At 71.3% G+C, this 24997-nt stretch carries 26 protein-coding genes; 23 read left to right on the top strand and 3 right to left on the bottom strand.

Features of this window, described 5'->3' with window-relative positions:
• Positions 1–20 precede the first annotated feature (20 nt).
• The 14 genes from ABIA38_RS33515 (at position 21) to ABIA38_RS33450 (ending at position 13188) form a co-directional block, all read left to right on the top strand.
• Positions 21–878: a sugar phosphate isomerase/epimerase family protein gene (locus ABIA38_RS33515; protein ID WP_424642677.1), complete on the top strand. Its 858-nt coding sequence runs from the start codon at positions 21–23 to the stop codon at positions 876–878.
• The gene (locus tag ABIA38_RS33510) at positions 871–1515 is read left to right on the top strand and encodes a TetR family transcriptional regulator (protein WP_424642676.1); all 645 of its coding nucleotides are present in this window, start codon (positions 871–873) and stop codon (positions 1513–1515) included. Before ABIA38_RS33515 ends, ABIA38_RS33510 begins: the two co-directional genes overlap by 8 nt.
• Positions 1516–1601: 86 nt before the next feature.
• Complete coding sequence (ilvD, locus tag ABIA38_RS33505) at positions 1602–3455, top strand: dihydroxy-acid dehydratase (protein ID WP_424642675.1); 1854 nt, start codon at positions 1602–1604, stop codon at positions 3453–3455.
• A gap of 130 nt (positions 3456–3585) precedes the next feature.
• Entirely contained in the window at positions 3586–4350 is a 765-nt protein-coding gene (locus tag ABIA38_RS33500) for an ABC transporter ATP-binding protein (protein WP_424642674.1), read from the top strand.
• Positions 4347–5084 (top strand): ABC transporter permease, encoded by a 738-nt coding sequence (locus tag ABIA38_RS33495; protein ID WP_424642673.1) that lies wholly within the window; start codon positions 4347–4349, stop codon positions 5082–5084. Before ABIA38_RS33500 ends, ABIA38_RS33495 begins: the two co-directional genes overlap by 4 nt.
• 82 nt (positions 5085–5166) lie before the next feature.
• Positions 5167–5976, top strand: coding sequence for a pyrroline-5-carboxylate reductase (proC, locus tag ABIA38_RS33490; RefSeq protein WP_424642672.1), 810 nt, complete (start codon positions 5167–5169; stop codon positions 5974–5976).
• The gene (locus tag ABIA38_RS33485; protein ID WP_424642671.1) at positions 5973–6635 is read left to right on the top strand and encodes an HAD family hydrolase; all 663 of its coding nucleotides are present in this window, start codon (positions 5973–5975) and stop codon (positions 6633–6635) included. Before proC ends, ABIA38_RS33485 begins: the two co-directional genes overlap by 4 nt.
• An 88-nt stretch (positions 6636–6723) precedes the next feature.
• Positions 6724–7965, top strand: coding sequence for an MFS transporter (locus tag ABIA38_RS33480; protein ID WP_424642670.1), 1242 nt, complete (start codon positions 6724–6726; stop codon positions 7963–7965).
• On the top strand, positions 7962–9164 hold the full coding sequence (locus tag ABIA38_RS33475; protein ID WP_424642669.1) for an acetoin utilization protein AcuC: 1203 nt from the start codon (positions 7962–7964) through the stop codon (positions 9162–9164). The genes ABIA38_RS33480 and ABIA38_RS33475 overlap by 4 nt, the downstream gene beginning before the upstream one ends.
• A gap of 51 nt (positions 9165–9215) precedes the next feature.
• Positions 9216–10034 carry a phosphatase gene (locus tag ABIA38_RS33470; protein ID WP_424642668.1) on the top strand — a complete coding sequence of 273 codons (819 nt, stop codon included), beginning with the start codon at positions 9216–9218 and terminating at the stop codon, positions 10032–10034.
• Positions 10035–10180: 146 nt separating this feature from the next.
• Positions 10181–10384: a helix-turn-helix domain-containing protein gene (locus ABIA38_RS33465; protein ID WP_020549639.1), complete on the top strand. Its 204-nt coding sequence runs from the start codon at positions 10181–10183 to the stop codon at positions 10382–10384.
• A gap of 119 nt (positions 10385–10503) precedes the next feature.
• Positions 10504–10602: a 30S ribosomal protein bS22 gene (locus tag ABIA38_RS33460; protein ID WP_012854759.1), complete on the top strand. Its 99-nt coding sequence runs from the start codon at positions 10504–10506 to the stop codon at positions 10600–10602.
• Between the two features lie 359 nt (positions 10603–10961).
• Positions 10962–11996, top strand: a complete 1035-nt coding sequence (locus ABIA38_RS33455; protein WP_424642667.1) for an NAD-dependent epimerase/dehydratase family protein — start codon at positions 10962–10964, stop codon at positions 11994–11996.
• Positions 11989–13188, top strand: coding sequence for a lysophospholipid acyltransferase family protein (locus tag ABIA38_RS33450; protein WP_424642666.1), 1200 nt, complete (start codon positions 11989–11991; stop codon positions 13186–13188). Before ABIA38_RS33455 ends, ABIA38_RS33450 begins: the two co-directional genes overlap by 8 nt.
• 98 nt (positions 13189–13286) lie before the next feature.
• On the opposite strand, the gene ABIA38_RS33445 is transcribed toward ABIA38_RS33450, so the two are convergent.
• From ABIA38_RS33445 to ABIA38_RS33435, 3 genes are all read right to left on the bottom strand, one after another.
• Positions 13287–14507 carry a DUF5667 domain-containing protein gene (locus ABIA38_RS33445; RefSeq protein WP_424642665.1) on the bottom strand — a complete coding sequence of 407 codons (1221 nt, stop codon included), beginning with the start codon at positions 14505–14507 and terminating at the stop codon, positions 13287–13289.
• 145 nt (positions 14508–14652) lie between these two features.
• Entirely contained in the window at positions 14653–15438 is a 786-nt protein-coding gene (locus tag ABIA38_RS33440) for an ECF subfamily RNA polymerase sigma factor, BldN family (RefSeq protein WP_424642664.1), read from the bottom strand.
• 310 nt (positions 15439–15748) lie between these two features.
• Positions 15749–16678, bottom strand: a complete 930-nt coding sequence (locus tag ABIA38_RS33435; protein ID WP_424642663.1) for an HAD family hydrolase — start codon at positions 16676–16678, stop codon at positions 15749–15751.
• Between the two features lie 176 nt (positions 16679–16854).
• Between ABIA38_RS33435 and ABIA38_RS33430 the strand changes: the two genes are divergently transcribed.
• From ABIA38_RS33430 to ABIA38_RS33390, 9 genes are all read left to right on the top strand, one after another.
• Positions 16855–17124, top strand: coding sequence for a glutaredoxin family protein (locus tag ABIA38_RS33430; protein WP_424642662.1), 270 nt, complete (start codon positions 16855–16857; stop codon positions 17122–17124).
• A 278-nt stretch (positions 17125–17402) separates the two neighbouring features.
• Positions 17403–18146, top strand: coding sequence for a redox-sensing transcriptional repressor Rex (locus ABIA38_RS33425; RefSeq protein WP_424642661.1), 744 nt, complete (start codon positions 17403–17405; stop codon positions 18144–18146).
• Positions 18147–18204: 58 nt separating this feature from the next.
• Positions 18205–19533: a glutamyl-tRNA reductase gene (locus ABIA38_RS33420; protein WP_424642660.1), complete on the top strand. Its 1329-nt coding sequence runs from the start codon at positions 18205–18207 to the stop codon at positions 19531–19533.
• A complete protein-coding gene (hemC, locus tag ABIA38_RS33415) occupies positions 19530–20480 on the top strand; it encodes a hydroxymethylbilane synthase (protein ID WP_424642659.1) in 951 nt (316 codons plus the stop codon). The genes ABIA38_RS33420 and hemC overlap by 4 nt, the downstream gene beginning before the upstream one ends.
• Positions 20477–22084, top strand: a complete 1608-nt coding sequence (locus tag ABIA38_RS33410) for a uroporphyrinogen-III synthase (RefSeq protein WP_424642658.1) — start codon at positions 20477–20479, stop codon at positions 22082–22084. The genes hemC and ABIA38_RS33410 overlap by 4 nt, the downstream gene beginning before the upstream one ends.
• Positions 22085–22181: 97 nt before the next feature.
• Complete coding sequence (hemB, locus tag ABIA38_RS33405; protein WP_424642657.1) at positions 22182–23180, top strand: porphobilinogen synthase; 999 nt, start codon at positions 22182–22184, stop codon at positions 23178–23180.
• A gap of 126 nt (positions 23181–23306) precedes the next feature.
• On the top strand, positions 23307–23507 hold the full coding sequence (locus ABIA38_RS33400; protein WP_424642656.1) for a hypothetical protein: 201 nt from the start codon (positions 23307–23309) through the stop codon (positions 23505–23507).
• Positions 23508–23730: 223 nt separating this feature from the next.
• Positions 23731–24168, top strand: coding sequence for a DUF4260 family protein (locus tag ABIA38_RS33395; RefSeq protein ID WP_424642655.1), 438 nt, complete (start codon positions 23731–23733; stop codon positions 24166–24168).
• On the top strand, positions 24161–24772 hold the full coding sequence (locus ABIA38_RS33390; RefSeq protein WP_424642654.1) for a TetR/AcrR family transcriptional regulator: 612 nt from the start codon (positions 24161–24163) through the stop codon (positions 24770–24772). The genes ABIA38_RS33395 and ABIA38_RS33390 overlap by 8 nt, the downstream gene beginning before the upstream one ends.
• The last annotated feature ends 225 nt before the right edge of the window (positions 24773–24997 follow it).

Here is a 24997-nt window from a genome sequence, read left to right as displayed (position 1 = left end):
ACCACGACATACTCACGGGTATGGGGTCCGAACCGGCGCCGGCCCGGGTGCCGGACGCGGTGTTGCGCGTGCCCGACGCGAAGATCGCCCTGTCCACCGCCTCCGTCTACCCCGAGTCCACCGCCGACGGTTTCGAGCTCGCCGCCCGGCTCGGCTACGACGGCGTCGAGGTGATGGTCTCCACCGATCCGGTCAGCCAGGACATCGAGGCGCTGCGCCGGTTGTCCGACCATCACGGCGTGCCGATCCTGTCCGTGCACGCGCCCTGCCTGCTGATCACCCAGCGGGTATGGGGGACCGACCCGTGGGGCAAGTTGGTGCGCGCGCAGAACGCCGCCGAGCGGCTCGGCGCGGGGACCGTCGTGGTGCATCCGCCGTTTCGCTGGCAGCGCGGCTACGCGCGCGACTTCGTGCGCGGCATCGACCGGATGGCCGGCGAGACCGATGTGCTGTTCGCCGTGGAGAACATGTTCCCGCTGCGCTACCGGGACAAGGAGGTCGCCGCCTACGCGCCGGACTGGGACCCCTCCGACGAGGACTACCGGCACTTCACCCTCGATCTGTCGCACACCGCGACCTCGCGCTCGGACGCGCTGGACATGCTGGCCCGGATGGGCGACCGGCTCGGCCACGTACACCTGGCCGACGGCAGCGGATCGCTCAAGGACGAGCACCTGGTTCCCGGACGGGGCACCCAGCCGTGCGCGGAGCTGCTCGAACACCTGGCCCGTACCTCGTTCACCGGGGCGATCGTGCTCGAGGTCAACACCCGCCGGTGCGGCTCGCGCGCCGATCGGGAGGCCGACCTGGCCGAGGCGCTCGCCTACACCCGCCTGCACCTGGCCGCGGCGGCCGAGGTGGAGCCGCGCCATGGCTGAGTCGAAGCCGGCCGAGTCGACCGGCGCACGGCGCGGTCCGGGCCGGCCGCCGGGTCGGCGCGGGGACACCGGGCGGACCCGCGAGAGCATCCTGGCCGCCGCCCGCACCGAGTTCGCCGCGCGCGGCTACGCGGGCACGTCGGTGCGGGCGATCGCCCGCGGCGCGGGGGTGGATCCGGCCCTGGTGCACCACTACTTCGGGCCCAAGGACCGGGTGTTCATCGCCGCCATGGACCTGCCGCTGGACCCGGAGACGCTGGTCGCGGGCGCCTTCGCGCAGGGCGTCGAGCACGCCGGCGCCCGGCTGGCCGAGTCGTTCGTGACGTTGTGGGAGCACCCCGACACCGGCACCCGGCTGCTGGCGATCCTGCGCACGGCGGTGCCGGCCGAGGGCAATCCGGCGTTTCGCGAGTTCGTCGGCGCCGAGCTGACCACACGCCTGGCCGAGGGGATCGGCGGTACGGACGCGGCGCTGCGCGCGAATCTGTGCGTCAGCCAACTGCTCGGGGTCGCGCTGACCCGCTACGTGTTGCGCCTGGAGCCGATCGCATCCACACCGGGGACCGAGCTGGCCCGCCGGCTGGCGCCGATCCTGCAACGCCACCTCACCGGCGCACCCCCGCCACCGGTCGCATAGTGGACGCTCACGCCGTCGAGCGTGGTCGCGGACGTAAGCTCGAAAGCACCCGGATCCACCGGTGAATTGCTGAGAGGGTGTGTGCAGTGCCGCAACTCAGGTCTCGGACGGTCACCCACGGTCGCGAAATGGCGGGCGCCCGGGCGCTCCTCATGGCCGCAGGCGTCAAGCGTGAAGACTTCGGCAAGCCGATCATCGCGGTCGCCAACAGCTTCACCGAGTTCGTACCTGGGCACACCCACCTCCAGCCGGTCGGGCGCATCGTGTCCGAGGCGATCTCCGCCGCCGGCGGCATCCCGCGCGAGTTCAACACCATCGCCGTCGACGACGGCATCGCGATGGGCCACTCCGGGATGCTCTACTCGCTGCCCTCGCGCGAGCTGATCGCCGACGCGGTCGAGTACATGGTCAACGCGCACCAGGCCGACGCCATGGTGTGCGTGTCCAACTGCGACAAGATCACCCCCGGCATGCTGATGGCCGCCCTGCGGCTGAACATCCCGGCCGTGTTCGTCTCCGGCGGCCCGATGGAGGCCGGCACCGCGGTCATGGTCGACGGCCGGGTGCGCCCGCACCTGGACCTGATCACCGCGATCGCCGACTCCGCCTCCGACCAGGTCTCCGACGAGGACCTGGAGCGGATCGAGAACGCCGCGTGTCCGACCTGCGGTTCGTGTGCGGGCATGTTCACCGCCAACTCGATGAACTTCCTGGTCGAGGCGATGGGCCTGGCGCTGCCGGGCAACGGCTCGGTGCTGGCCACGCACACCTCGCGCAAGGCGCTGTACGAGGACGCCGGCCGTACCGTCGTCGAGATCACCAAGCGCTACTACGAGCAGGACGACGAGAGCGTGCTGCCGCGCAATGTGGCCACTCGGCAGGCGTTCGACAACGCGATGTCGATGGACATCGCGATGGGCGGCTCGACCAACACGATCCTGCACCTGCTCGCGGCGGCGCAGGAAGCCGAGATGGACTTCACCATGGCCGACATCGACGCGCTCTCGCGACGTGTGCCGTGTTTGGCCAAGGTGGCGCCGAACAACGCGCCCTACCACGTCGAGGACGTGCACCGCGCGGGCGGCGTGCCGGCGCTGCTCGGTGAGCTGTACCGGGCCGGGCTGCTGCACGAGGACGTGCACGCGGTGCACGCCGACTCGCTCGCCGAATGGCTCAAGACCTGGGACGTGCGCGGCGGTTCGCCCTCGGCCGAGGCGGTCGAGCTGTTCCACGCGGCGCCCGGCTGCGTGCGCTCGGCGACCGCGTTCAGCCAGTCCGAGCGCTGGGACACGCTGGACCTGGACGTGGCCTCGGGCTGCATCCGCGACGTCGAGCACGCGTACAGCAAGGACGGCGGGCTCGGCATCCTCTACGGCAACCTCGCCGAGGCGGGTTGTGTGGTCAAGACCGCCGGGGTGGACCCGTCGATCTGGACCTTCTCCGGCCCGGCCGTGGTGGTCGAGTCCCAGGAGGCGGCCGTCGACGCGATCCTGACCAAGCGGGTCAAGGAGGGCGACGTCGTGGTGGTGCGCTACGAGGGCCCGCGCGGCGGTCCGGGCATGCAGGAGATGCTCTACCCGACGTCCTTCCTCAAGGGCCGCGGCCTCGGCGCGAAGTGCGCGCTGATCACCGACGGGCGCTTCTCCGGCGGCACCTCGGGCCTGTCCATCGGGCACGTCTCGCCCGAGGCGGCGGCCGGCGGCACGATCGCGCTGGTCCAGGACGGCGACACGATCACCATCGACATCCCCAACCGGCGGATCGAGCTCGAGGTCTCCTTCGAGGAATTGGCCGAGCGTCGCGAGCGGCTCCTGCACGACCTGGGCAAGTACCGCCCGGTCGACCGCGACCGGGTGGTCAGCACCGCGCTGAAGGCGTACGCGGCGATGGCCACCAGTGCGGACAAGGGCGCGGTGCGCGACGTGTCGATGTTCGACTGAGGCATTCTGCATCGCGTTGCGAGAGGGCGTTCCGGCTGCGGCCGGGGCGCCCTTTCGCCGTCTGGTGCCGGGCGGCGCGCCCGCCTGTGGGTGCTTGACGGGGGTGGGCCGGCGAGCACATATTCAACACATGATGAATTATGACGGGGGTGCGATCCGGGCCGAGGGGCTGCGGGTTGTGCGTGGCGGGCGTGTGGTGCTCGACGACGTCTCGTTCGTCGTACCGCGCGGGAGTGTCACCGGACTGCTCGGGCCCAGCGGGTGCGGCAAGAGCACGCTGATGCGGGCGATCGTCGGGGTGCAGGCGCACGTGAGCGGGCGCCTGGACGTGCTCGGCCGGCCCGCCGGACACCGGCTGCTGCGCGGCTCGATCGGCTACGTGACCCAGGCGCCGTCGGTCTACGCGGATCTGACCGTGCGGGAGAACCTGCGCTACTTCGGCGGCATCCTGGGCGCCCCCGCCGCCGAGTTGGACCGGGTGCTCCGCGAGGTGGACCTGGTCGATCGGCAACACTCGGGCGTGGCCCGGCTGTCCGGCGGCCAGCGGGCCCGGGTGTCGTTGGCCGCCGCGCTGCTCGGCGGGCCGGATCTGCTGATCCTGGACGAACCCACGGTCGGCCTGGACCCGGTGTTGCGCCGCGATCTGTGGGGGCTGTTCCACCGGCTCGCGGCCGGCGGCGCCACGCTCCTCGTGTCCAGCCACGTGATGGACGAGGCCGAGCGCTGCGAGCGGCTGTTGTTGCTGCGGGACGGCGTGCTGCTCGCCGACGACACCCCCGCCGCGTTGCTCGCGCGCACCGGGACCCGGAACGCGGAGTCGGCCTTCCTGGCGCTGGTCGACGCGGCGGCCGAGCCGAATCCCGGCCCGACTCCGACCTCCGGGAGTGCGTCATGACCGGCTCCGCCACCACGGCCACCGCGCGTCGGGTGCTCGGCCAACTGCGGCACGATCCCCGCACGATCGCGCTCATGCTGCTGGTGCCGTGTGTGCTGCTCACCCTGCTCTACTGGCTCTACGACGGCCGGCCCGCGCAGTTCGACCACATCGGCGGGCCGCTGCTCGGGATCTTCCCGTTCGTGGTGATGTTCCTGGTCACCTCGGTGGCCACGCTGCGCGAGCGGTCCACCGGCACGCTGGAGCGGCTGCTCACCCTGCCGATCGGCAAGATGCAGCTGATCGGCGGCTACGCGCTGGCCTTCGGGCTGGTCGCGGTGGTCCAGGCCGTGGTGGCCACCGGCCTTGCCGTCGGCCTGCTCGGCCTCGACGTGGCCGGGCCGACCTGGCTGATGTTGTGCGTCGCGGTCCTGGACGCGCTGCTCGGCCTGGCCCTGGGACTGCTGGTGAGCGCGTTCGCGAACACCGAGTTCCAGGCCGTGCAGTTCCTGCCCGCGGTGATCCTGCCGCAGTTCCTGCTGTGCGGATTGTTCGTGCCCAGGAATCAAATGCAGCCGGTGCTCGAGGTGGTCTCCGATGTGTTCCCGCTGTCCTACGCGGTGGACGCGATGATGCGGCTGACCACCGAGCACGAGGTCTCCGGCCTGCTGGTGCGCGACATCGCGGTGATCGCCGGTTGTGTGCTCGCCGCCCTGGCGCTGGGCGCGCTGACCCTGCGTCGACGCACGCCGTAGCCGGCGGTACGTACCGTAGGTTGGCCACGGGGGCACCCCGCGTGCCTCCGGTGGAGCTACGTACGCGAGAAAGTGTGGGGCCATGGCTCAGCGGGTCGCCGTCGTCGGCACCGGGAAAATCGGGGAAGCGTTGTTGTCCGGCATGATCCGGGCCGGCAAGAGCCCGGACGATCTGCTGGTCACCACCCGGCGGGCCGAGCGGGCCGAGGACCTGCGGCGCCGCTACGGCGTGGAGGCGGTCACCAACGCCGAGGCGGCCAAGGCCGCCGACATCCTGATCCTGGCCGTCAAGCCGCAGGACATGGGCGCGCTGATGGACGAGTTGGCCCCGCACGTGCCCGCCGATCGACTGGTGGTCAGCGGCGCGGCGGGCATCACCACGAAGTTTCTGGAGGCGCGCCTCGCGGCCGGCACTCCGGTGGTGCGGGTGATGACCAATACCCCGGTCCTGGTGGACGAGGGGATGAGCGCGATCTCCGGCGGCGCGCACGCCACCGAGGCGCATCTGGCGCGGGTCGAGGAGATCTTCGACTCGGTCGGCAAGACCATCCGGGTCCCGGAGAAGCAACAGGACGCGGTCACCGCGCTGTCCGGTTCGGGGCCGGCCTATTTCTACTTCCTGGTCGAGGCGATGACCGACGCCGGCATCCTGCTCGGCCTGCCGCGCGCCGCCGCGCACGACCTGATCGTGCAGGCCGCGATCGGCGCGTCGGTGATGTTGCGCGACTCCGGCGAACACCCCACGCTGCTGCGCGAGGCGGTGACCTCGCCGGCGGGCACCACGATCGCCGCCATCCGCGAACTGGAGAACCACGGCGTGCGGGCCGCACTGCTGGCCGCGCTCGAAGCCGCGAGCAACCGGTCGCAGGAGATCGCGGAGGGGCTGAAGTGAGGCCGGAGCTGGTCCTGTTCGACAACGACGGTGTGCTGGTGGACAGCGAGCCGATCGCCAATCGGGTGCTGGCCGGGCTGCTCACCGAGTCGGGTGTGCCGACGAGTTACCAGGACTCGTTGCGCGACTATCTCGGCGGCACGATGGCCCGGGTGCATGCGATGGTGCGGGGGCGGGACGGGGTCACCTTGCCCGCCGACTTCGACGAGGTCTATCACGAGCGGGTGTTCGCCGGGTTCCGGGCCGAGCTCGAACCGGTGGTCGGGGTCGCCGACGTGTTGGCCGCGCTCGACCTGGCGGAACTGCCGTACTGCCTGGCCTCGTCCGGGACGCATGAGCGAATCCGGCTCGCGTTGACCCGGACCGGGCTGATCGACCGCTTTCCGGACGCGGTTCGCTTCAGCGGGCAGGACGTCGCGCACGGGAAGCCCGCGCCCGACCTGTTTCTGCATGCCGCCGCGACGCTCGGCGTGGACCCGGCGCGGTGTGTGGTGGTCGAGGACAGCCCGCTGGGTGTGCGGGCCGCGCGGGCGGCCGGGATGACCGTGTACGGCTACGCCGCGATGACCCCGGCGGAGCGACTGGCCGACGCCGACACGCTGTTCAAGGACATGACCGAACTGCCGGAGTTGCTCGGGCTCCGGGCGACCGTCGGGTGATCCGGGCGCCCGGCGGATCTGACGGTTAATCAAAAAGTGCTTCCCGACCCCTGTCCGTCGAAGTGACCCGTCGGTAGCGTGCACCCCCATGCAGGTGACGGAACCGGCGGCCGGGCCGGCCGAGGACGAGACGTTGCGCCGCGCGCGGTTCAGTCTGCTCGCGTGCTTCCTGATCCAGGGCGCGTCCTTTGCTCTGCTGGTCACCCGGATCCCGGCGATCCAGCGCCGCTACGACCTGGGCGACGGCACGTTGACCGCGATCCTTTCGGTGGTGCCGATCGTCGCGGGCGTGGGCAGTGTCCTGGCCGGCGCGCTGGCCCGGCGGCACGGCAGCCGGCTCGTGTTGCGGGTGGCCCAGCCGATCGTCTGCGCGATCCTGATCGGCGTCGGGACGGGCGATCGGCTGTGGCAACTGGCCGTCGTGCTCCTCGTCTTCGGACTGTCCCTGGGCGCGGTGGACGCGACGATGAACATGCAGGGCGTGGCGATCCAGGCCCGTGCGGGTCGCAACATCATGCTCGGTTTCCACGCCTCCTACAGCCTGGGCGGCCTGGCCGGCGCGGGGGTGGCCGGGTTGTGCGCGTGGGGCGAGGTGGGGCTCGGCCGGATGTACGCCGGCGCCGCCGTGCTCACGGTGCCCGCACTGCTCGTGATCGGCCCCGGCTACCTGCGCGCGGACCCCGAACCGGCGGCGACCGCCGCCGACTTTGACCGGCCTCGGCGGGCGCTGCCCTGGCGGCCCTTGATCCCGTTGTGCCTGGTGATGACGTTCGCCTACATCGGCGATTCGACCGTGGCCAACTGGAGCGCGGTCTACCTGGAGAAAGTGCTCGACAGCTCCGAGGCGTTCGCGGTCGTCCCCTACATCGCGTACATGATCACCACCCTGATCGGCCGCAGTGTCGGCGACCTGGGGGTGCGCCGCTGGGGCATGGTCGACGTGGTCCGCGGCGGCGCCGTGGTCGCGGCGGCCGGCTTCGCGGTGGTGCTGGCCGCGCCGCATGCCGCGGTCGGCCTGCTCGGCTTCGTGATCCTGGGCGTGGGGTTGTGCGTACTGGTCCCCCAGACCTTCGTCGCCGGCGGCCGGCAGTCGCCGAGGGACGCGGACGCGGCGGTGGCCCGGCTGAACATCTTCAACTACGTCGGATTCCTGGTCGGCACCCCGCTCGTGGGCGGGATCGCCGGCGTCTCCTCGTTCCGGGTCGCGATGCTCGTACCGCTGATCCTGGTGCTCGCGGTGGTGCCGCTGGCGCGCGCCTTCGCCCCGCACGGTGAACCCGCTCACGACGATGATCGCGGCGCGGGCCCGGGCGGTAGCGTGACCGCATGAGTCGAGCGGTGCAGGTGATGTGGGACGACCGGATGACCGGTTACGACTTCGGCCCGTGGCACCCGATGAAGCCGGTCCGCCTGCGCCTGACCATCGACCTGATTCGCGCGTTCGGGCTGCACACGCTGCCGGAAGTACGGGTGACCGCGCCGAAGATCGCCACCGACGAGCAGTTGGCGACGGTGCACACCGAGGCCTACCTCGCCGCCGTGCACGCCGCCTCCGCCGACCCGGCCGGGGCCGATCCGGCGTTCGGGATCGGTACCGAGGACACCCCCGCGTTCGCCGCCATGCACGAGGTGTCCGCGCTGATCGCGGGTGCCTCGATCGCTGCGGCCGACGCGGTCTGGCTGGGCCCCGAGCACCCGGACGGGGCCGACCACGCGATCAACTTCGCGGGTGGCCTGCATCACGCGATGCCGGGCAACGCGGCCGGATTCTGCGTCTACAACGACCCGGCGCTCGCCATCGCGCGCCTGCTCGAGCTGGGTGCCGAGCGGGTCGCCTACGTGGACGTGGACGTGCACCACGGCGACGGCGTGCAGCGGGCGTTCTGGAACGACCCGCGCGTGCTGACGATCAGCCTGCACGAGAGTCCGCGCTTCCTGTTCCCGGGCACCGGCTTCGCGACCGAGACCGGCGGGCCCGACGCCGAGGGCTGCGCGGTCAACGTGGCCCTGCCGCCGGGGATCGCCGACGCCGGCTGGCTGCGCGCGTTCGATGCCGTGGTGCCGCCGCTGCTCGCCCGGTTCCGGCCGGACGTACTGGTCAGCCAACACGGCGCGGACACCCACGTGGAGGACCCGCTGGCGCACCTGGCGCTGACCGTGGACGCGCAGCGCACGACGCACGCCGCGCTGCACGCGCTCGCCCACGAACACGCCGGCGGGCGCTGGATCGCCACCGGCGGCGGGGGCTACGCCGCGGTGGACGTGGTCCCGCGCAGCTGGACGCACCTGGTGGCGGAGGCGGCCGGACATGCGATCGAACCCACCCGGGACGTGCCCCTCGACTGGCGCGAGGAGGTGCGGATGTTGACGCGCGAGGCCGGACCGCAGCGGATGACCGATGGCGGGACCGGCGATTTCCGGCCGTTCCACACCGGCTACGACCCGGCCGACCGCATCGACCAGTCGATTCTGGCCACCCGGCGGGCGGTCTTCCCGGCACACGGCCTCGACCCGATGTTCGACCTGTGACGTGGTCCCGACGTGTGCGGTGACCTCGACCCGTGACCCAAGGAGCTGTGCGTGACCGTTGCGGTTCCCACCCCCTCGGAGCTTCGCTCCCATCTCGTGCGCGGCCGGATCGCCGGTGACGTGGCGACCACGAGGGAGAACAACCTCCGGCACTACCGACTGATGAGCGAGCGTCATCCGCGCGATCTGTTCGGCCTCGAACCGGACGGCCGGTGGACCGCGGACGACGTGCTGGCGCTGATGGTGCGCCGTTGCGGGGTGATCGCCGATCCCGCGCACCGCAACGGCCCGGACACCATCGACCCCGACCTGACCATCGCCGCGCTCGACGCGTACGCGGACCGTCTCGCGCTCGCCGCCAAGCGCCGCGAGCGGGTGATCGTGGCCACCGGCCACCCGAAGGGGCTGGCCGACTGGTACCGCACACTGGCGCGCGTGCTGCGCGAGGCCGGGTGTACGCTCCTGCGCCCCGCCGCCGGGTGGACCTATCGCACGCCCACCGCCGAGGGCGCGGAGGCGCGGACGATCCGGTATCGCGGCGATGTGGCGATGGTGGTCGACGACGCCGGCGAATTCCGGCACACCCACTCCGCGCGCGGCATCCGGGCCATGCTGGCCGAGCTCGCGGCCCGCGGCGAACCGCTGCCGGAACTGCTGATCGGCGACCACGGCTGGGCCGGCGGCGCGGGTCAGGCGGGGGTGCCCGCGATCGGTTTCGCCGACTGCAACGATCCCGCGCTGTTCGTGGCGGCCGAGGAGGGTCGGGTCGAGGTGGTCGTCCCACTCGACGACAACGTGGCACCACACCTGTACAAACCGCTCATGGCGTACGTGCTCGATCGGTCCGGACTGTCCGGAATCGATCGGTAAAACCGCCTGATGGGCGATTCAGGTGGGATAACTACTCCTCTTCCCCACTGGTACCACACGCCACTACTCTGGAGGGACGCACGTGCGTGTGGCAGTCGCCGGAGGGGAAGCCGGCGCCCGACGCGTGCTGAATGGTTCGGTGCGTCATGGCTTCTGGAGAGAGGCCTCTCAACGAGGTCAACTTCTTGACTGTGGCCGAGGTGGCCGCGGTGATGCGGGTGTCCAAGATGACGGTGTATCGCCTGGTCCACAGTGGCGAGATGCCGGCCATCAGGGTTGGTCGGTCCTTCCGAGTTCCGGAACAGGCCGTCCACGACTACCTGCGAGACTCCTACGTGGAAACAGCGTAGGGGGGCATTACGGACCGCCTCGTTTCGAGGTGGGCCGGGGCGGCGAGTAGGCTGACCCCCAGTTGTGCGGGCTGATCCGGCTCCGCGCGGTAAGAACGTCACGTGAGCGAGGGTTGTCGGTGGGCTCTGTCATCAAGAAGCGTCGCAAGCGCATGGCGAAGAAGAAGCACCGCAAGCTTCTCAAGAAGACGCGTGTGCAGCGTCGCAACAAGAAGTAGGCATCCCACCGGCGTATGCCGCTGAAGCCTTGGGCGACCGCCCGTCGCGTTCCCTCCGGGGACACGACGGGCGGTCGTCGTGCGTTTGCCGCTGTCGCGGCGGTTGTGGGCGTCGCGGGGATCGTGTGCATCGAGCGGGTCGTGGGTTTCGCGGGTGCCGCGGGGGTTGCCGGAGTGTGTTCTTTGGTGTGCCGGCGCCCGACCTGCGTGGATCCGGTGTGAACGGGCGTCCCGCGGGTGCTCGGGGCGGGTACGTTGGATCTCGTCGCCTCGGGTGTGCGTCGCGTAGTTGATCGACCGCATGGTGCAACGGTCGTGCGCACGCGGCGAATCCGAACTTGGCGCGGGGAGGCCGCAGCATGGGACGTGTCGTCATGGTCACCGGGGTCGCCGGTGATCCGGGGGCGGATTTCGTCCGGATGATCCGCGACGAGCCGGACGTCGACCGGGTGATCGGGGTCGACCTGGTCGAACCGGCCGTGCCGGTGTCCGGTGTGGACTTCGTGCTCGCCGACATCCGCAACCCGATGATCGCCAAGGTGGTCGCGTCGGCCGCGGTGGACACCGTCGTGCACCTGAGCCCCAGCGAACTGCCGCCGGGCCGGGGCGGCGCGGTCTCGATCAAGGAGAGCAACGTCATCGGCACGATGCAGTTGCTCGCCGCGTGCCAGAAGGCACCCTCGATCCGCCGCCTGGTGGTGCGCTCGACCACCGCCGTCTACGGTGGCTCGCCGCGCGATCCGGCGCTGTTCGCCGAGGACACCGAATCGCGCGTGCAGCCCGCCGCCGGGTGGGCCAAGGATGCCGTGGAGATAGAGGGCTACGTGCGCGGCTTCGCCCGGCGCCGGCCCGATGTCGCGGTCACGGTGTTGCGGTTCGCGCCGCTGCTCGGGCCGCGCACCGATTCGCCGATGGGGTCCTACTTCGCGCTGCCGGTGTTGCCGACGCTGCTCGGCTACGACCCGCGCCTGCAATTCCTGCACGAGGACGACGTGTTGGCGGCGCTGCGGATCGCGGTGCTCGCCGATCGGCCCGGCACCTACAACATCGCCGCCGAGGGTGTGTTGTTCCTGTCCCAGGCGGCACGCCGACTGGGCCGACCGGTGTTGCCCTTCCCGGCGCCGGCGGTCGGTCTGGTCAATCAGGGTTTGCGGCGCGCGGGTTCGGTGCACCTGTCCGCCGAGCAGGTGCGGCTGCTCACCCACGGGCGCGTGGTGGATCCCGCGCGGGCCCGGGAGAAACTGGGCTTCGTCGCGGCCAGAAGCACGGCCGAGACGTTCGCCGACTATGCCAGGGGTCGTCATTCGGCCGGCCTGCTCGACCCCAGGCGCCTGGCAGAGGTGCCCGACCGACTGGCCACATTGCTGCTCACCAGGAGGAACCCGAATGGGTGACGCCCGGATCATCCCCTTCGACGGCGCCGCCTCCGGGGCGCGCCCACCCGCGCCCCGATCGGGGCGGCGCCCCACCGCCCGACCCGGGCGCGCGGTCCGGGTGCCCGAGCCGGCCGAGGGTGAGGTGCCGGTGCGCTCGATCGAGGGGGGACGGCCGGTCCGGGAGCCGCAGGAGCCGGCGGGCGCGGAGTCCGCAGCGACGGAGGCGGCAGCGGAGTCCACGGCGGCGGAGGCGGCCGAGGCCGGGCCCAGGCGGGCGCCGGCGGCCGGGCGCTCGCTGCTCGGCTCGTTGGCGGGCGCGATCGGCGGGGTGGTGGGCGGTGCCGCGGCCGGGCTCCTGGACGGGGTGGCCGGACCGGGCTGGGAGGACCGGGCCGCGGACGGCCTGGCCTTTCTGCGCCGGCGGATCACCGGCGAGTACGAGGTGGACGAGTTCGGCTTCGACCCCGAGCTCAACGACCGGCTGATGGCCGTGCTGCGTCCGGTGTACGAGCAGTACTTCCGGGTCGAGGTCAGCGGCCTGGAGCAGATCCCGGCCGAGGGCGGCGCGCTGATCGTGGCCAACCACTCCGGCACCCTGCCGGTGGACGCGCTGATGACGCAGGTGGCGGTGCACGACCACCACCCGGATCGGCGCAATCTGCGGCTGCTCGCCGCCGACCTGGTCTTCCAGTTGCCGGTGGTGGGCTCGGTGGCGCGCAAGAGCGGACACACCCTGGCCTGCCACGCGGATGCGGAACGGCTGCTGGGCAAGGGCGAGTTGGTCGGCGTGTGGCCCGAGGGCTACAAGGGTCTGGGCAAGCCGTTCGGCGAGCGGTACAAGCTCCAGCGGTTCGGGCGCGGCGGGTTCGTCTCGGCGGCGCTGCGCACCCGGGTGCCGATCGTGCCGTGCTCGATCGTCGGGGCCGAGGAGATCTATCCGATGGTGGGCAACGTGCGCACCCTGGCCCGGTTGCTGAACCTGCCCTACTTCCCGGTCACCCCGACCTTCCCGCTGCTCGGCCCGCTCGGCCTGGTGCCGCTGCCGACCCGGTGGCGGATCGAGTTCGGCGCGCCGATCCACACCGACGTCTATCCGGAAGAGGCGGCGGACGACCCGATGGTCGTGTTCAACCTGACCGACGAGGTACGCGAGACCATCCAACACACCATCTACCGGCTGCTGATGCAGCGGCGGTCGGTCTTCTTCTGATCGATCTTCCGCTGATCGATTCCGCCGCTCGGTGCTGCGAAGGGGGGTGGCCCGTGGACATCGTCCACGGGCCACCCCCCTCTCGGTGTCGCGCCGGCTCAGCCGCTCGAATCGCCGTCCGGCGGGGCGAGCAGGTTGAGCCCGATGCCCGGCAGCCCGGGCAGCAGCGGCGGGATGATCTGGCCCTTGGGCGTCTTCGCCGGGGCCGGGGCGTTGCCCGTGCCGTCGGACTGGGCCGGGGTGCTCTCCGCCGGGGCGCCGCCGAGCAGCGGGATGTTGAGCCCCGGGAGCAGGCCGCCGCTCTGCTGCGGCGGCTGCTGCCTGGGGGCGGAACCGCCCGGTGTCGTCGAGCCGCCCGGCTGCGTCGCGCCGTTGCCGGCGGCGTCGGAGCCCGGTGGTTGCGGGGCGAGCGGCGTGGTGCCGGCGCCGGGGTGGGTCCCGGGAGCGGCCGGCGAGCCGCCGGGGTGACCACCCTCGGTGGGGGCGGACGACGTCTTGCCGGCGGTGCCCGCGATCGGCGCGACCTGCTCGTTGATCGCGGTGAGCAGGGTGCGGACCCGGTCCCGCTCGGAGGACAGCTGCGGGGGCAGCCGGTCGCCGATCCGCTCCATCCGCTCGTTGCCGGAGCGGGCGAAGTCGGCCAGGTTGCGCATCGAGCCGTCGCTGCCGCTTCTGCGGAAGTGGTCGGTGAGCAGCGCGCGACCCTTGTCGGCCTCGTCGCGCCAGTCGTCGAGCACCTGCCGCAGATGCCGCACGGTCGCCTTGTCGGCGGGAGTGCGGCCGGCCCGCTTGAGCAGTGCCTCGGCCTCGCCCATCCGGGTCTCGGCCTGCTGGAGATAACGCTCGCCGCGTTCGTGGTCGTTGTCCGCGAGCGAGATCTTGAAGTCTTCGACCGTGCGCTTGACGCCGTACGTCATATCGCCCGGCAGCGCGTCGGAACTGGCGTACGCCACGCCGCCGAGGCCGCCGCCGGTGACCACCACGAAGGCGCCGGCGATCGCCGCGCGGCGCTTCCAGCGCACGGTGCGCGGGGGGCTCGCCGTCTCCTTGCGGCGATGCGCGCCGCGCGGGGCGGGCACGGTGACCGCGCCGGTCGCGGGCAGCGCCGCGGCCTCGTCGAGCAGTCGTTGCCGTAGCGCGGTTCGAAAGTCCGGGCTCGGCGCGGGTGCCGACGCGGACCGGTCGCGCAGCAGCTCGGCGGTCCGCAACAGCGGGACCAGCGCGGGCAGCGGTTCCGCCGATCGGTTGTTGCGGTCGTTCTCGTCGAGGGCTCGCGCGAAGGCGTTCGCGGGTCGCCGATCCAGGGCCGCAATGCTCACAGGCCGCACCTCCTCTCCCCGGATGTACGTCCAGGGAAGTCTCCGGGTCGGGGGCCACAGGGCGGCTCCCCGCCGCAGCGATCCCCGAAGGGGGTCGCTATCGGGAAGAACGAGCCGCGGCCCCCGAAGGTTACGGAAGTGTGATTCACCGCACGTCCTCGGGCAAGAGCCGGGCGAGAGTCCGTACGGCGCGGTATTGCAACGTCTTGATCGCCCCCTCGTTCTTACCCATGATCTGTGCGGTCTCGGCGACCGAGAGTCCCTGGAGGAAGCGCAGGGTCACGCACTCCTGCTGCTGGGGGTTGAGCTTGTGTACTGCGTCCAGGAGGGCCGCGTTGGACAACGATTCGAGCACGCAGTCCTCGGGGCTGGCCTCGACCTCGTTCGCGTCGAGCATCTCCCCGGTGGTCACCTCCAGGCGGAACCGGCTGGACTTGAAGTGGTCGGCGACCAGGTTGCGGGCGATGGTCACCAGCCAGGCGCCGAAGTCGCGGCCCTGCCAGGTGAAGGTGCCGATCCGGCGCAGCGCGCGCAGGAAGGTCTCGCTGGTCAGGTCCTCGGCCACGGCACGGCCGCCGACCCGGTAGTAGATGTACCGGTAGACGGTGTCGAAATAGTTGTCGTAGAGCTGGGCGAAGGCGTCGCCGTCGCCGTCCTGGGCGAGTTCGACGAGGGCCATGATGCGGCGGGCCTCGCCGTCCGGACCCGGGCCCCGGGTGTAGCCGGAGCCTCGGGTGGGACGGGTCGGCTCGGTGGTGCCGGCGCGCGACGCGCGGGCCAGGCCCACGGGTTGGGTCGGGGTCGCGTAGCAGACCCCGGCGCCGTAACCGGCGGTGGTGGCGAGGCCGACGGACGGGGGGGCAAAGCTCGCGCACACCGCCGCACGCAGTGTCGCCAGCCCGGACACGTCAACCCGGACGATTCGGTGCACGGGACTCCCTGTTGCTTCAGCGGTAATTACGTTCGGTGCGGAATCGATCACCCATAGTAGGGAACTTGGATACCGCTGTGCGCCGATCGAGAGTAACGCTCAGTAAAGGAAGGGATACCAAGTGTGCCCATCGGCGTTGTGAAGCTACCGGGATGGACCGCTGTTGTGTGCTCTTTGCGTGTTTGTCGGGTTGCCGCGTGTCAGGTGTGCTATATGCGGACAACTCGCCGCTCGGCGGGTGTCATGGCCGGCCGAAAATCGCCCCCTTGCCGCAGGTCGCGGGGGGTGTGCGGGTGATCGGGCGGGCGGCTCAGGCCCGGTGCGGGGTGCGCCGTCGAACGGCGGTGCCGGCGGCCAGGGCGCCGGCGAGCGCACCGAGTCCGGCGGCGGCCGGCAGGCCGATCCGGGCGGCCCTGCGACCGGTGCGATAGTCCTTGATCCGCCACCCGTGCGCCCGGGCGTGGCGGCGCAGCCGGGCGTCCGGATTGACCGCGCACGGATCACCCACCAGGGTCAGCATCGGAATGTCGTTGGCCGAATCGCTGTAGGCCGAGCAGTCGGTCAGATCCAGCCCCTCGCGAGCGGCCAGCGCGCGCACCGCCTCGGCCTTGGCCTCACCGTGCAGCAGTTCGCCGACCAGGCGGCCCGTGTACACACCGTCACGGGTCTCGGACACCGTGCCCAGCGCGCCGGACAGGCCCAGCCGGCCGGCGATCGTGTCGGCGATCTCGATCGGCGCGGCGGTGACCAGCCAGACCTGGCGGCCCGCGTCCAGGTGCATCCGGGCCAGTCCGCGGGTCCCGGGCCAGATCTTGTCCGCCATGCACTCGTCGAAGATCTCCTCGCCGATCACCCGGATCTCCTCGACCGTGTGGCCCTTGGCGAAGGTCAGCGCGCTCTCCTGCGCGTCGCCCACATGCCCCATGTGTTCGCCGCCGAGTCGGAATCGGGCCTGCTGCCAACCGAACCGGGCGATGTCGCGGGTGCTCAGGAACCGGCGCGTGTACAGGCCGCGGGCCAGGTGGAAGATCGACGCGCCGCGCATCACGGTGTTGTCCAGGTCGAAGAACGCGGCGCCGATCCGGTCGGGCGGGGCGTCGTCGGCGGCGCCGTGCTCGCCGTGCTCGTCGGGGGTGCGGATCGGCCCGTTCGGGTGCGCCGCCGCCGCGGCTGCCGCGCCCGCGCGTACGGCGTCGTCGTCGGTGTTCTCGGTCGTCGCTCGCCGGCGCTTGAGAACCATGGTGTCGAGCCTAATCGCCGGGTATGGCGGGTGTGTGGCGCGAGCCTTGCCACGGCGCGCCCCGGCGGTGAAGTCGGCCCGCGCCCGGCGCGGCGCGGCTCGCCGACGGCGGGTGCGCGCAGCCGTCGGGGGAGCGCTCTTCTGACCGGGTCGGTGGTGGGGCGACAATCGAGGACGTGACTCTCTTTCGCCGCCGCCCCGACCCCGCGACCCGCACCGTGACGCTGCTCGGCAAGCCCGGTTGCCATCTGTGTGACGACGCCCGGACCATCATCGACCGGGTGACCGGGGAGCTGGGGGTGACCTGGACGGAGGTCGACATCACCGGGGACGCCGAGCTGCAACACAAGTATTGGGAGCAGATCCCGGTGATCTTCGTGGACGGCAAACAGCACGATTTCTGGCGAGTGGACGAAAAGCGGCTGCGTCGCGCCCTCGGCGGCTGAGCCGGCCGCGTCGGCCAACCGACCATCGGGTGTCGGGAGGGGGCCGACGGAGGGAGATCTCGCCGACACGTACGGTAGGGGAGCGTGCGCGAACGGACACCACGACTACTCATGGACCACACGAGGGTCACCTCATGTGATCGAGTTCACGCCCACGGCCGGAACCAAGGCGTGACGAGCATCACGACAGGCGCGCAAATCGGACACCTACTTTGTGCGTACGTTCACAAAAGCCTAACCTGGCAATCGAAATCCCAGGTCCCACCCACAGGAGCAGCGTGGCTACAGGGCGTACCGAGCGACCGACGCAGCGGGGACGTGGCATCCCCGAGGCGACGGTGGCGCGGCTTCCGCTGTACCTCCGGGCGCTCAGTGCGCTGTCGGAGCGGGGTGTTCCCACGGTCTCGTCCGAGGAACTCGCCGCTGCCGCCGGGGTGAATTCGGCGAAGCTGCGCAAGGACCTGTCGTATCTCGGCTCCTACGGCACCCGTGGTGTCGGTTACGACGTCGAGTATCTCGTGTACCAAATCTCGCGTGAACTCGGGCTCACCCAAGACTGGCCGGTCGCCATCATCGGCATAGGAAATCTGGGTCACGCCCTGGCCAACTACGGCGGCTTCGCCTCGCGCGGCTTCCGGGTCGCCGCTCTCCTGGACGCCGATCGGGCGGTCACCGGGCAGCGGATCGCGGGCATGGCGGTGCGGCACATGGACGACCTCGAGCAGATCGTGCGCGAGGACCACGTGTCGATCGGCGTGATCACCACGCCGGCGCCGGCCGCACAGGAGGTGGCCGATCGACTGGTCGCCGCCGGCATCACGAGCATCCTGAACTTCGCGCCGACCGTCCTCTCGGTGCCCGAAGGTGTGGACGTGCGCAAGGTGGATCTGTCCATCGAGTTGCAGATCCTGGCCTTCCACGAACAGCGCAAGTCCGGTCTCGACCCCGTCGCGGGGCCGGTCCCGGCGCGACCCTCGAAGCCCGGGGAACGCGGCGACCTCCCCGAGGTGATGCCCGCGTGACCGGCCGGCGCACGGGTGCCGCGCCCGCGAAATCGGCGAACAACGGTAGGAAGACACCATGAGTGTCCTGGCGGTCGGCCTCAGTCACCGGACGGCCGAGATCAGCCTCCTGGAACGGGTCTCGGTCACCGGGGCCGCCCAGGAGGCGCTCCTGCACGACCTGATCGCGGCCGAACCGGTCGGCGAGGCCGTGCTGCTCTCCACCTGCAACCGGGTCGAGGTCTACGCGGACGTGGACCGCTTCCACGGCGGCGTCACCGAGCTGGGCAACCTGCTGTCGCGACACACCGGCGTGCCGGTGTCCGAGCTGACCCCGTGCCTTTACGTGCACTACGAGGACCGCGCAGTCCAGCACCTGTTCTCGTTGGCCTGCGGGCTCGACTCGATGGTGGTCGGCGAGGGCCAGATCCTCGGCCAGATAAAGGCCGCGCTCGCGCTCGCGCAGACCCACGGCACCGCCGGGCGGGTCCTCAACGAGCTGACCCAGCAGGCGCTTCGGGTCGGCAAGCGGGCGCACACCGAGACCGGCATCGACCGGGCCGGCCGGTCGCTGATGACCGTCGCCCTCGACCGGGCCGAGCAGTCGATCGGCTCGATCGCGGGCGCCCGGGCGCTGGTGGTGGGCGCGGGCTCGATGAGCGCGCTGGCCGCCAAGACACTGCACCGCGAGGGCGTCGGGCACATCGTGGTGGCGAACCGGACCTACGAGCGCGCCGAGCACCTGGCCGAGTCGGTGTCCGGGCGGGCGGTGCCGATGTCCGCGCTGTCGGACGCGCTGGCCTCGGTCGACCTGGTGGTCTCCTGTACCGGCGCGGCCGGCCTGGTGATCGGCCGGGCCGAGATCGAGGCGGTGCTCGCGGCGCGGGCCGAGCGCGGGGTCGAGCAGCCGTTGGTGCTGATCGACCTGGCGCTGCCGCGCGATGTCGAGCCGAGCGTGCGCGAGCTGCCCGGTGTGGTGCTGATCGACCTGGAACTGCTCGCCGAGGTCTCCGCCGGTTCGGCCGTCGAGGCCGACGTGGAGCTGGTGCGCAAGATCGTCTGCGAGGAGGTGGCCGCGTTCGCGGCCGGCCGGCAGGCGCAGCAGGTGGCGCCGACCGTGGTGGCGCTGCGCAGCATGGGCTCGGACGTGGTCCGGACCGAGCTGGACCGGCTCGCCGGACGGCTCCCGGAGCTGGACGAGCGGGTGCGCGCCGAGGTCGAGCAGACCGTGCGGCGCGTGGTGGACAAGCTGCTGCACGCGCCGACCGTGCGGGTCAAGCAGTTGGCCGGCGAGCCCGGCGGCTCGTCGTACGCCGACGCGCTGCGGATGTTGTTCGACCTCGACCCGGGGACACCCGAGGTGGTCCGCCGGGCCGACGGCCCCGATGTTGTGGATGGTGCGGCGTGAGTGGCGCGAGTGGGATTGCCGGCGCGCCGTTGCGGCTGGGCACCCGGCGGAGCAAGTTGGCGATGGCCCAGTCGGGGCAGGTCGCCGAGGCCGTCACGCGGTTGACCGGCCGGGCCGTCGAGCTGGTGGAGATCACCACGCAGGGCGACACCTCGCGCGAGCGGCTCTCGCAGATCGGCGGCACCGGCGTCTTCGTCGGCGCGCTGCGCGAGGCGCTGCTCGCCGGCGAGGTCGACTTCGTCGTGCACTCGCTCAAGGACCTGCCGACCGGCGCCGCCGAGGGCATCACGCTGGTCGCGATCCCGCCCCGGCACGACCCGCGCGACGCGCTGGTGGCCCGGGACGGACTGGCGCTCGCCGAACTGCCCGCCGGGTCCCGGATCGGCACCGGTTCGCCGCGCCGCGCCGCGCAGTTGTTGCTGCTCGGGCTCGGCCACGAGATCGTGCCGATCCGCGGCAACGTCGACACCCGGATCGGCTTCGTGACGTCCGGCGAACTCGACGCCGTCGTTCTGGCCAGGGCCGGCCTCGGCCGACTCGGCCGTGCGGAGGAGGTCACCGAGACCTTCGATCCGCTCCACATGTTGCCTGCCCCCGGTCAAGGGGCATTGGCCGTCGAGTGCGCGGCTCACGATGCCGCCCTCGTCGAACTGCTCGCCGGTTTGGACGACTCGGACACCCGAGCCGCCGTACTGGCCGAGCGCACGCTGCTCGCCGTGTTGGAAGCCGGATGTTCGGCTCCGGTCGGCGCCCTCTGTGAGGTCGCCGAGGGCGAGCAGGTCACCGAGCTGTACCTGCGGGCCGTAGTCGTGAATGTCGACGGCACCGAAAGCGTACGGTTGTCCGCCACCGGAACCCTCGACGAGGCGGAGAAGATCGGTCGCGAACTCGCGACCGAACTGCTCGCCCGAGGGGCCTCCGGTTTGATGGGGGAGCGCGTCCCTTGAGCCCCAGAGCGAAGAAGAAGCCCAGCGGCATCGTGACCTTTGTGGGTGCCGGTCCCGGCGACCCACGACTGCTCACACTGCGGGCCATCGAGGTGCTGGCCGAGGCCGATGTGGTGGTCGCCGACGAGGCGACCCTGCGCCAGGTCCTGTTCCACTGCAAGAGCGGCGTCGAGGTCCTCGACCCGGTGACCGGTGACGACGGGGAACTCCTGTCGGCCGTTGCCCGGGCCAAGGTCGTCGTGGCCGCCGCGCGGTCGGGCAAGCAGGTGGTCCGGGCCGTGGCGGGTGACCCGTGCGTGGACCAGTCGGTCACGGACGAGGTCACCGCGGTCGCGAAGGCGAAGATCGTCTTCGAGGTCGTCCCGGGCGTCCCGGTCAGCACGGCCGTTCCCACGTACGCGGGCATCCCGCTGCACGCGGCCAAGGGCAGCGGTGGCGTGCGTGTCCTCGACATGGCCGAGGCGTCGATCGACTGGGCCACGGTCGGCTCCGTCGACGGCACCCTGGTGCTGCGCGGCGCGCTCGACTCGATCGCCGAGATCGCCCAGGAACTGGTCGCGGGCGGCCGCAAGCCGGCCACGCCGGTCGCGGTCACGGTCAATGGCACCACCACCGAGCAGCGCACCCTGGTGAGCACGCTCGCGCAGGTGGCCTCCGACGTGCGGACGGCGAAGATCACCCTGCCGGCCGTCGTGGTGGTGGGCGAAGTGGTGGCCCAGCGCGACACGTTGTCGTGGTTCGAGACCAAACCCTTGTTCGGCTGGAAGGTGCTGGTCCCGCGCACCAAGGAGCAGGCGGTCACGCTGTCCGAGCAACTGCGCTCGTACGGCGCGGTCCCGCACGAGGTGCCGACCATCGCGGTCGAGCCGCCGCGTACGCCGCAGCAGATGGAGCGGGCGATCAAGGGCCTGGTCACCGGGCGCTACGAGTGGATCGCGTTCACCTCGGTCAACGCGGTGCGGGCGGTGCGCGAGCGGTTCGAGGACTACGGCCTGGACGCGCGCGCGTTCGCGGGCATCAAGGTCGCGGCCGTCGGCGAGGCGACCGCGCGGGCGCTGATCGAGTTCGGCGTCAAGCCGGACCTGGTGCCCTCGGGCGAGCAGTCGGCCGCCGGGCTGCTGGAGGACTGGCCGCCGTACGACCCGGTCTTCGACCCGATCGACCGGGTGTTCCTGCCGCGTGCCGACATCGCCACGGAGACGTTGGTGGCGGGCCTGGTCGAGCTGGGCTGGGAGGTCGACGACGTCACGGCGTACCGCACGGTGCGCGCGGCGCCGCCGCCGGCGGACACCCGCGAGGCGATCAAGGGCGGCGGCTTCGACGCGGTCCTGTTCACGTCGTCCTCGACGGTGCGCAACCTGGTCGGCATCGCGGGCAAGCCGCACGCGGTCACGGTGATCGCGTGTATCGGCTCGGCCACGGCGAAGACGGCCGAGGAGCACGGGCTGCGGGTGGACGTACTCGCGCCGGAGCCCTCGGTGTCCGCCCTGGCCGAGGCACTCGCGGAGTTCGGTACGGCGCGGCGCGCGGCGATGGTCGAGGCGGGCGACCCGGTCACCCGGCCGAGCGAACGGCGGCCGGGGTCGCGGCGGAAGGCCAAGTAGGGCACGGCAGGCGGTTTTTGGTTCCGGTGTTTGTTCCGGTGTCTGATGTGCGGTGCGGTTCAGTTCAGTTCGGTTCGTGAGGAAGGCCGAGTAGCTCATGTCGTACCAGGCTGACGCGTCGTCAGGGTTTCCCGCGCACCGCCCCAGGCGGTTGCGCACGTCCCCGGCGATGCGCCGGCTGGTCGCGGAGACTCGGCTGCATCCCGCGGATCTGATCCTGCCGATGTTCGTGCGCGAGGGCGCGGGCGAGCCGGTGCCGATCTCGTCCATGCCGGGCGTGGTCCAGCACACCCGCGATTCGCTGCGCAAGGCCGCGCACGACGCGGTCGCGGCGGGGGTCGGCGGGCTGATGTTGTACGGCATCCCGACGGCCAAGGACGCGGTCGGCTCGGCCGGGTTCGACCCCGACGGCGTGCTCCAGGTGGCGATTCGCGACGTGCTGGCCGAGGTGGGCGCGGACACCGTGGTGATGTCCGACCTGTGCCTGGACGAGTTCACCGATCACGGGCACTGCGGCGTGTTGGCCGCGGACGGTTCGGTGGACAACGACGCGACCCTCGAGGCGTACGCGCGGATGGCCGTGGTGCAGGCCGACGCGGGTGTGCACATGGTCGGGCCGAGCGGGATGATGGACGGTCAAGTCGGGGCGATCCGGCGGGCGTTGGATGGCGCGGGCTATCAGGACGTGGCGATCCTGGCGTACAGCGCGAAGTACGCGTCGGCCTTCTTCGGGCCGTTCCGCGAGGCGGTCGAGTCGACGCTGCAGGGCGACCGGACGACGTACCAGCAGGACTCGGCCAACGCCGAGGAGTCGGTGCGCGAGGTGCTGTTGGACGTCGCCGAGGGTGCGGACCTGGTGATGGTCAAGCCGGCGATGTCGTACCTGGACATCGTCCGGCGGATCGCCGACGAGGTGCATGTGCCGGTGGCGGCGTACCAGGTGAGCGGCGAGTACGCGATGGTCGAGGCGGCGGCGGCGAACGGCTGGATCGACCGGGACCGGGTGATCCTGGAGACGCTGACGTCGATCAAGCGTGCGGGGGCCTCGTCGATCCTGACGTATTGGGCGACCGAGGTGGCGCGGAAGTTGCGGTAGTGGATCACTCGTTCGGGTGGTGGTGGGCCGAGTCGGATTTGTTCGACTGCGGTGCCGCATACGGTCGTCGGGAAGTTGTCCGCTACCGGCGACCGTGACCCACGCTTGGGTGAGGAGGTGTTCCCGATGGCGATTGCGACGCCTGAGCCGATGGTGACGACTGCACCATTCGATGAGCTCGATGGCTTCCTGTGGCAGACCCGCAATGCGATGACTCTGCCCGAGGGATTCCGCGCCGAGATCATCGAAGGAGCCATCGAGGTGTCTCCCACCGGCGCGCGACCGCTGAAGGGTTTCACGATCGGTCCGGACATCACTGCAAGGTGACGCCGGGCCATGGGTGGCGGGGTGCTGGGGGTCGGTGTCGGTGTGCCGGCAAGCCGCCGACCAAGCCGGTGAATCCTCGGCCGCCTCGGCCGCCGGCCACCAAGCCGCCGAAGCCGCCTGCGCCGAAGCCGCCGGTGTTGGGGGCTTGACGGCTAACGCCGTTAGCCGCACTCTGGATGCATGGGGCTAACGCTGTTAGCCTCGGGCGGACGGAGGCGGCGATATGGGCGGGATTGCGTATACCGGAAGCGGCGGCGGCTCGGCTGTGGGGCGGCGGGTTCGGCGCGGGGCGTGGGGCGCGTTGACGCTGTTCCTGGCGGCGTTCGCGGTGTTCGAGAGTGTGAAGTATGGCTTTGCCACCTCTGCGGCCGCGTTGGTCTTCTTCGTGTTGCCCGATCTGACGATGTTCGTCGGGGTGAAGGACGCGCTGCGGGACGGCGCCTCGCATGAGCCCGGGCGGCTTCAGGTGCGGGCGGTGCCGTACTACAACGCGATGCATCGGGCCTGGGTGCCGTTGGTGGTGTTGGTCGGATATGCCGTTTCGCCGATCGAGTGGCCGCCGTTGTTCGCCGCGGGCCTTGGCTGGCTTACGCATATCGCGCTGGACCGGGCCGCCGGGTATGGGCTGCGCACTCGGGAGGGGATCCGACGGGATGTCTGACGTTTCGTTGCCGCGCAGCGGTGCCAGGGCTCGGGAGATTGTTGCCGCCGCGCGTGAACTCCTGGAAGGGGAAGGGCCGGAGGCGTTGTCGATGCGGCGGATCGCGGAGCGGGTCGGGATCAAGGCGCCGTCGTTGTACAAGCACTTCTCGGATAAGTCGGCGGTCGAGAGTGCGCTTGTCGCGGCGGCGATGACGGAGCTCGCGGAGGCGCTGGAGGCCGTTGAGGCGGCCGGCGCGGCGGAGGCGGCGGGGGCGGGGTCGGGTGCCGGGGTGGGGTTGGGTGGGGATTTGATCGGTGCGTTGGCCGGGGCGTATCGGGCTTATGCGCTTGCGCATCCGCACCTGTATCGGCTGATGAGTGGGCAGCCGTTGGATCGGGCCGCGTTGCCGGAGGGGTTGGAGGAGCGCACGGCGGGGCCGCTGGTGCGGGCGGTTGGCGGGGATGGTGACGCTGCGCGGGCCGTGTGGGGGTTTGCGCACGGCATGGTCGTGTTGGAGTTGGCGGGGCGGTTTCCGCCGGACGCGGACGTCGCCGGGACGTGGGCTCGGGGGTGTGCGGCCTTTGGGGTTGGCCTTGGTGGCCTCAAGCGTCGGCCGGGCTGATTGGCCTCAAACGCCGGCCGGGCTGGTGGACCCGGCCTTCGGCCGAGGTGGCCTCAAACGCCGGCCGGGCTGATGTTTCGGTCGGCTGTGGTGGGGGTTGCGTCGCCTCGGGTTTTGGCGTGGCTGGGGTGGCCTCAGGCGCCTGCCCGGCTGAGTTTGGTCGCTGGGCGTGTTCGGCTTGCGTTGGGTGTTGGTGGCGCTGGGGTGGCCTCAAGCGCCGGCCGG

The organism is Embleya sp. AB8 (assembly GCF_049739465.1).
GTDB lineage: Bacteria > Actinomycetota > Actinomycetes > Streptomycetales > Streptomycetaceae > Embleya.
This window is presented reverse-complemented; position numbering and strand designations above follow the sequence as displayed.

What these genes read in the sequence shown, in the direction of transcription:
- ABIA38_RS33515 (WP_424642677.1), top strand. Translation starts at nt 21, where the DNA reads ATGGGGTCCGAACCGGCGCCGGCCCGGGTGCCGGACGCGGTGTTGCGC.
- ABIA38_RS33510 (WP_424642676.1), top strand. Translation starts at nt 871, where the DNA reads ATGGCTGAGTCGAAGCCGGCCGAGTCGACCGGCGCACGGCGCGGTCCG.
- ABIA38_RS33500 (WP_424642674.1), top strand. Translation starts at nt 3,586, where the DNA reads ATGATGAATTATGACGGGGGTGCGATCCGGGCCGAGGGGCTGCGGGTT.
- ABIA38_RS33495 (WP_424642673.1), top strand. Translation starts at nt 4,347, where the DNA reads ATGACCGGCTCCGCCACCACGGCCACCGCGCGTCGGGTGCTCGGCCAA.
- proC (WP_424642672.1), top strand. Translation starts at nt 5,167, where the DNA reads ATGGCTCAGCGGGTCGCCGTCGTCGGCACCGGGAAAATCGGGGAAGCG.
- ABIA38_RS33480 (WP_424642670.1), top strand. Translation starts at nt 6,724, where the DNA reads ATGCAGGTGACGGAACCGGCGGCCGGGCCGGCCGAGGACGAGACGTTG.
- ABIA38_RS33475 (WP_424642669.1), top strand. Translation starts at nt 7,962, where the DNA reads ATGAGTCGAGCGGTGCAGGTGATGTGGGACGACCGGATGACCGGTTAC.
- ABIA38_RS33465 (WP_020549639.1), top strand. Translation starts at nt 10,181, where the DNA reads ATGGCTTCTGGAGAGAGGCCTCTCAACGAGGTCAACTTCTTGACTGTG.
- ABIA38_RS33455 (WP_424642667.1), top strand. Translation starts at nt 10,962, where the DNA reads ATGGGACGTGTCGTCATGGTCACCGGGGTCGCCGGTGATCCGGGGGCG.
- ABIA38_RS33450 (WP_424642666.1), top strand. Translation starts at nt 11,989, where the DNA reads ATGGGTGACGCCCGGATCATCCCCTTCGACGGCGCCGCCTCCGGGGCG.
- ABIA38_RS33435 (WP_424642663.1), bottom strand. Translation starts at nt 16,678, where the DNA reads ATGGTTCTCAAGCGCCGGCGAGCGACGACCGAGAACACCGACGACGAC.
- ABIA38_RS33420 (WP_424642660.1), top strand. Translation starts at nt 18,205, where the DNA reads ATGAGTGTCCTGGCGGTCGGCCTCAGTCACCGGACGGCCGAGATCAGC.
- hemB (WP_424642657.1), top strand. Translation starts at nt 22,182, where the DNA reads ATGTCGTACCAGGCTGACGCGTCGTCAGGGTTTCCCGCGCACCGCCCC.
- ABIA38_RS33400 (WP_424642656.1), top strand. Translation starts at nt 23,307, where the DNA reads ATGGCGATTGCGACGCCTGAGCCGATGGTGACGACTGCACCATTCGAT.
- ABIA38_RS33395 (WP_424642655.1), top strand. Translation starts at nt 23,731, where the DNA reads ATGGGCGGGATTGCGTATACCGGAAGCGGCGGCGGCTCGGCTGTGGGG.
- ABIA38_RS33390 (WP_424642654.1), top strand. Translation starts at nt 24,161, where the DNA reads ATGTCTGACGTTTCGTTGCCGCGCAGCGGTGCCAGGGCTCGGGAGATT.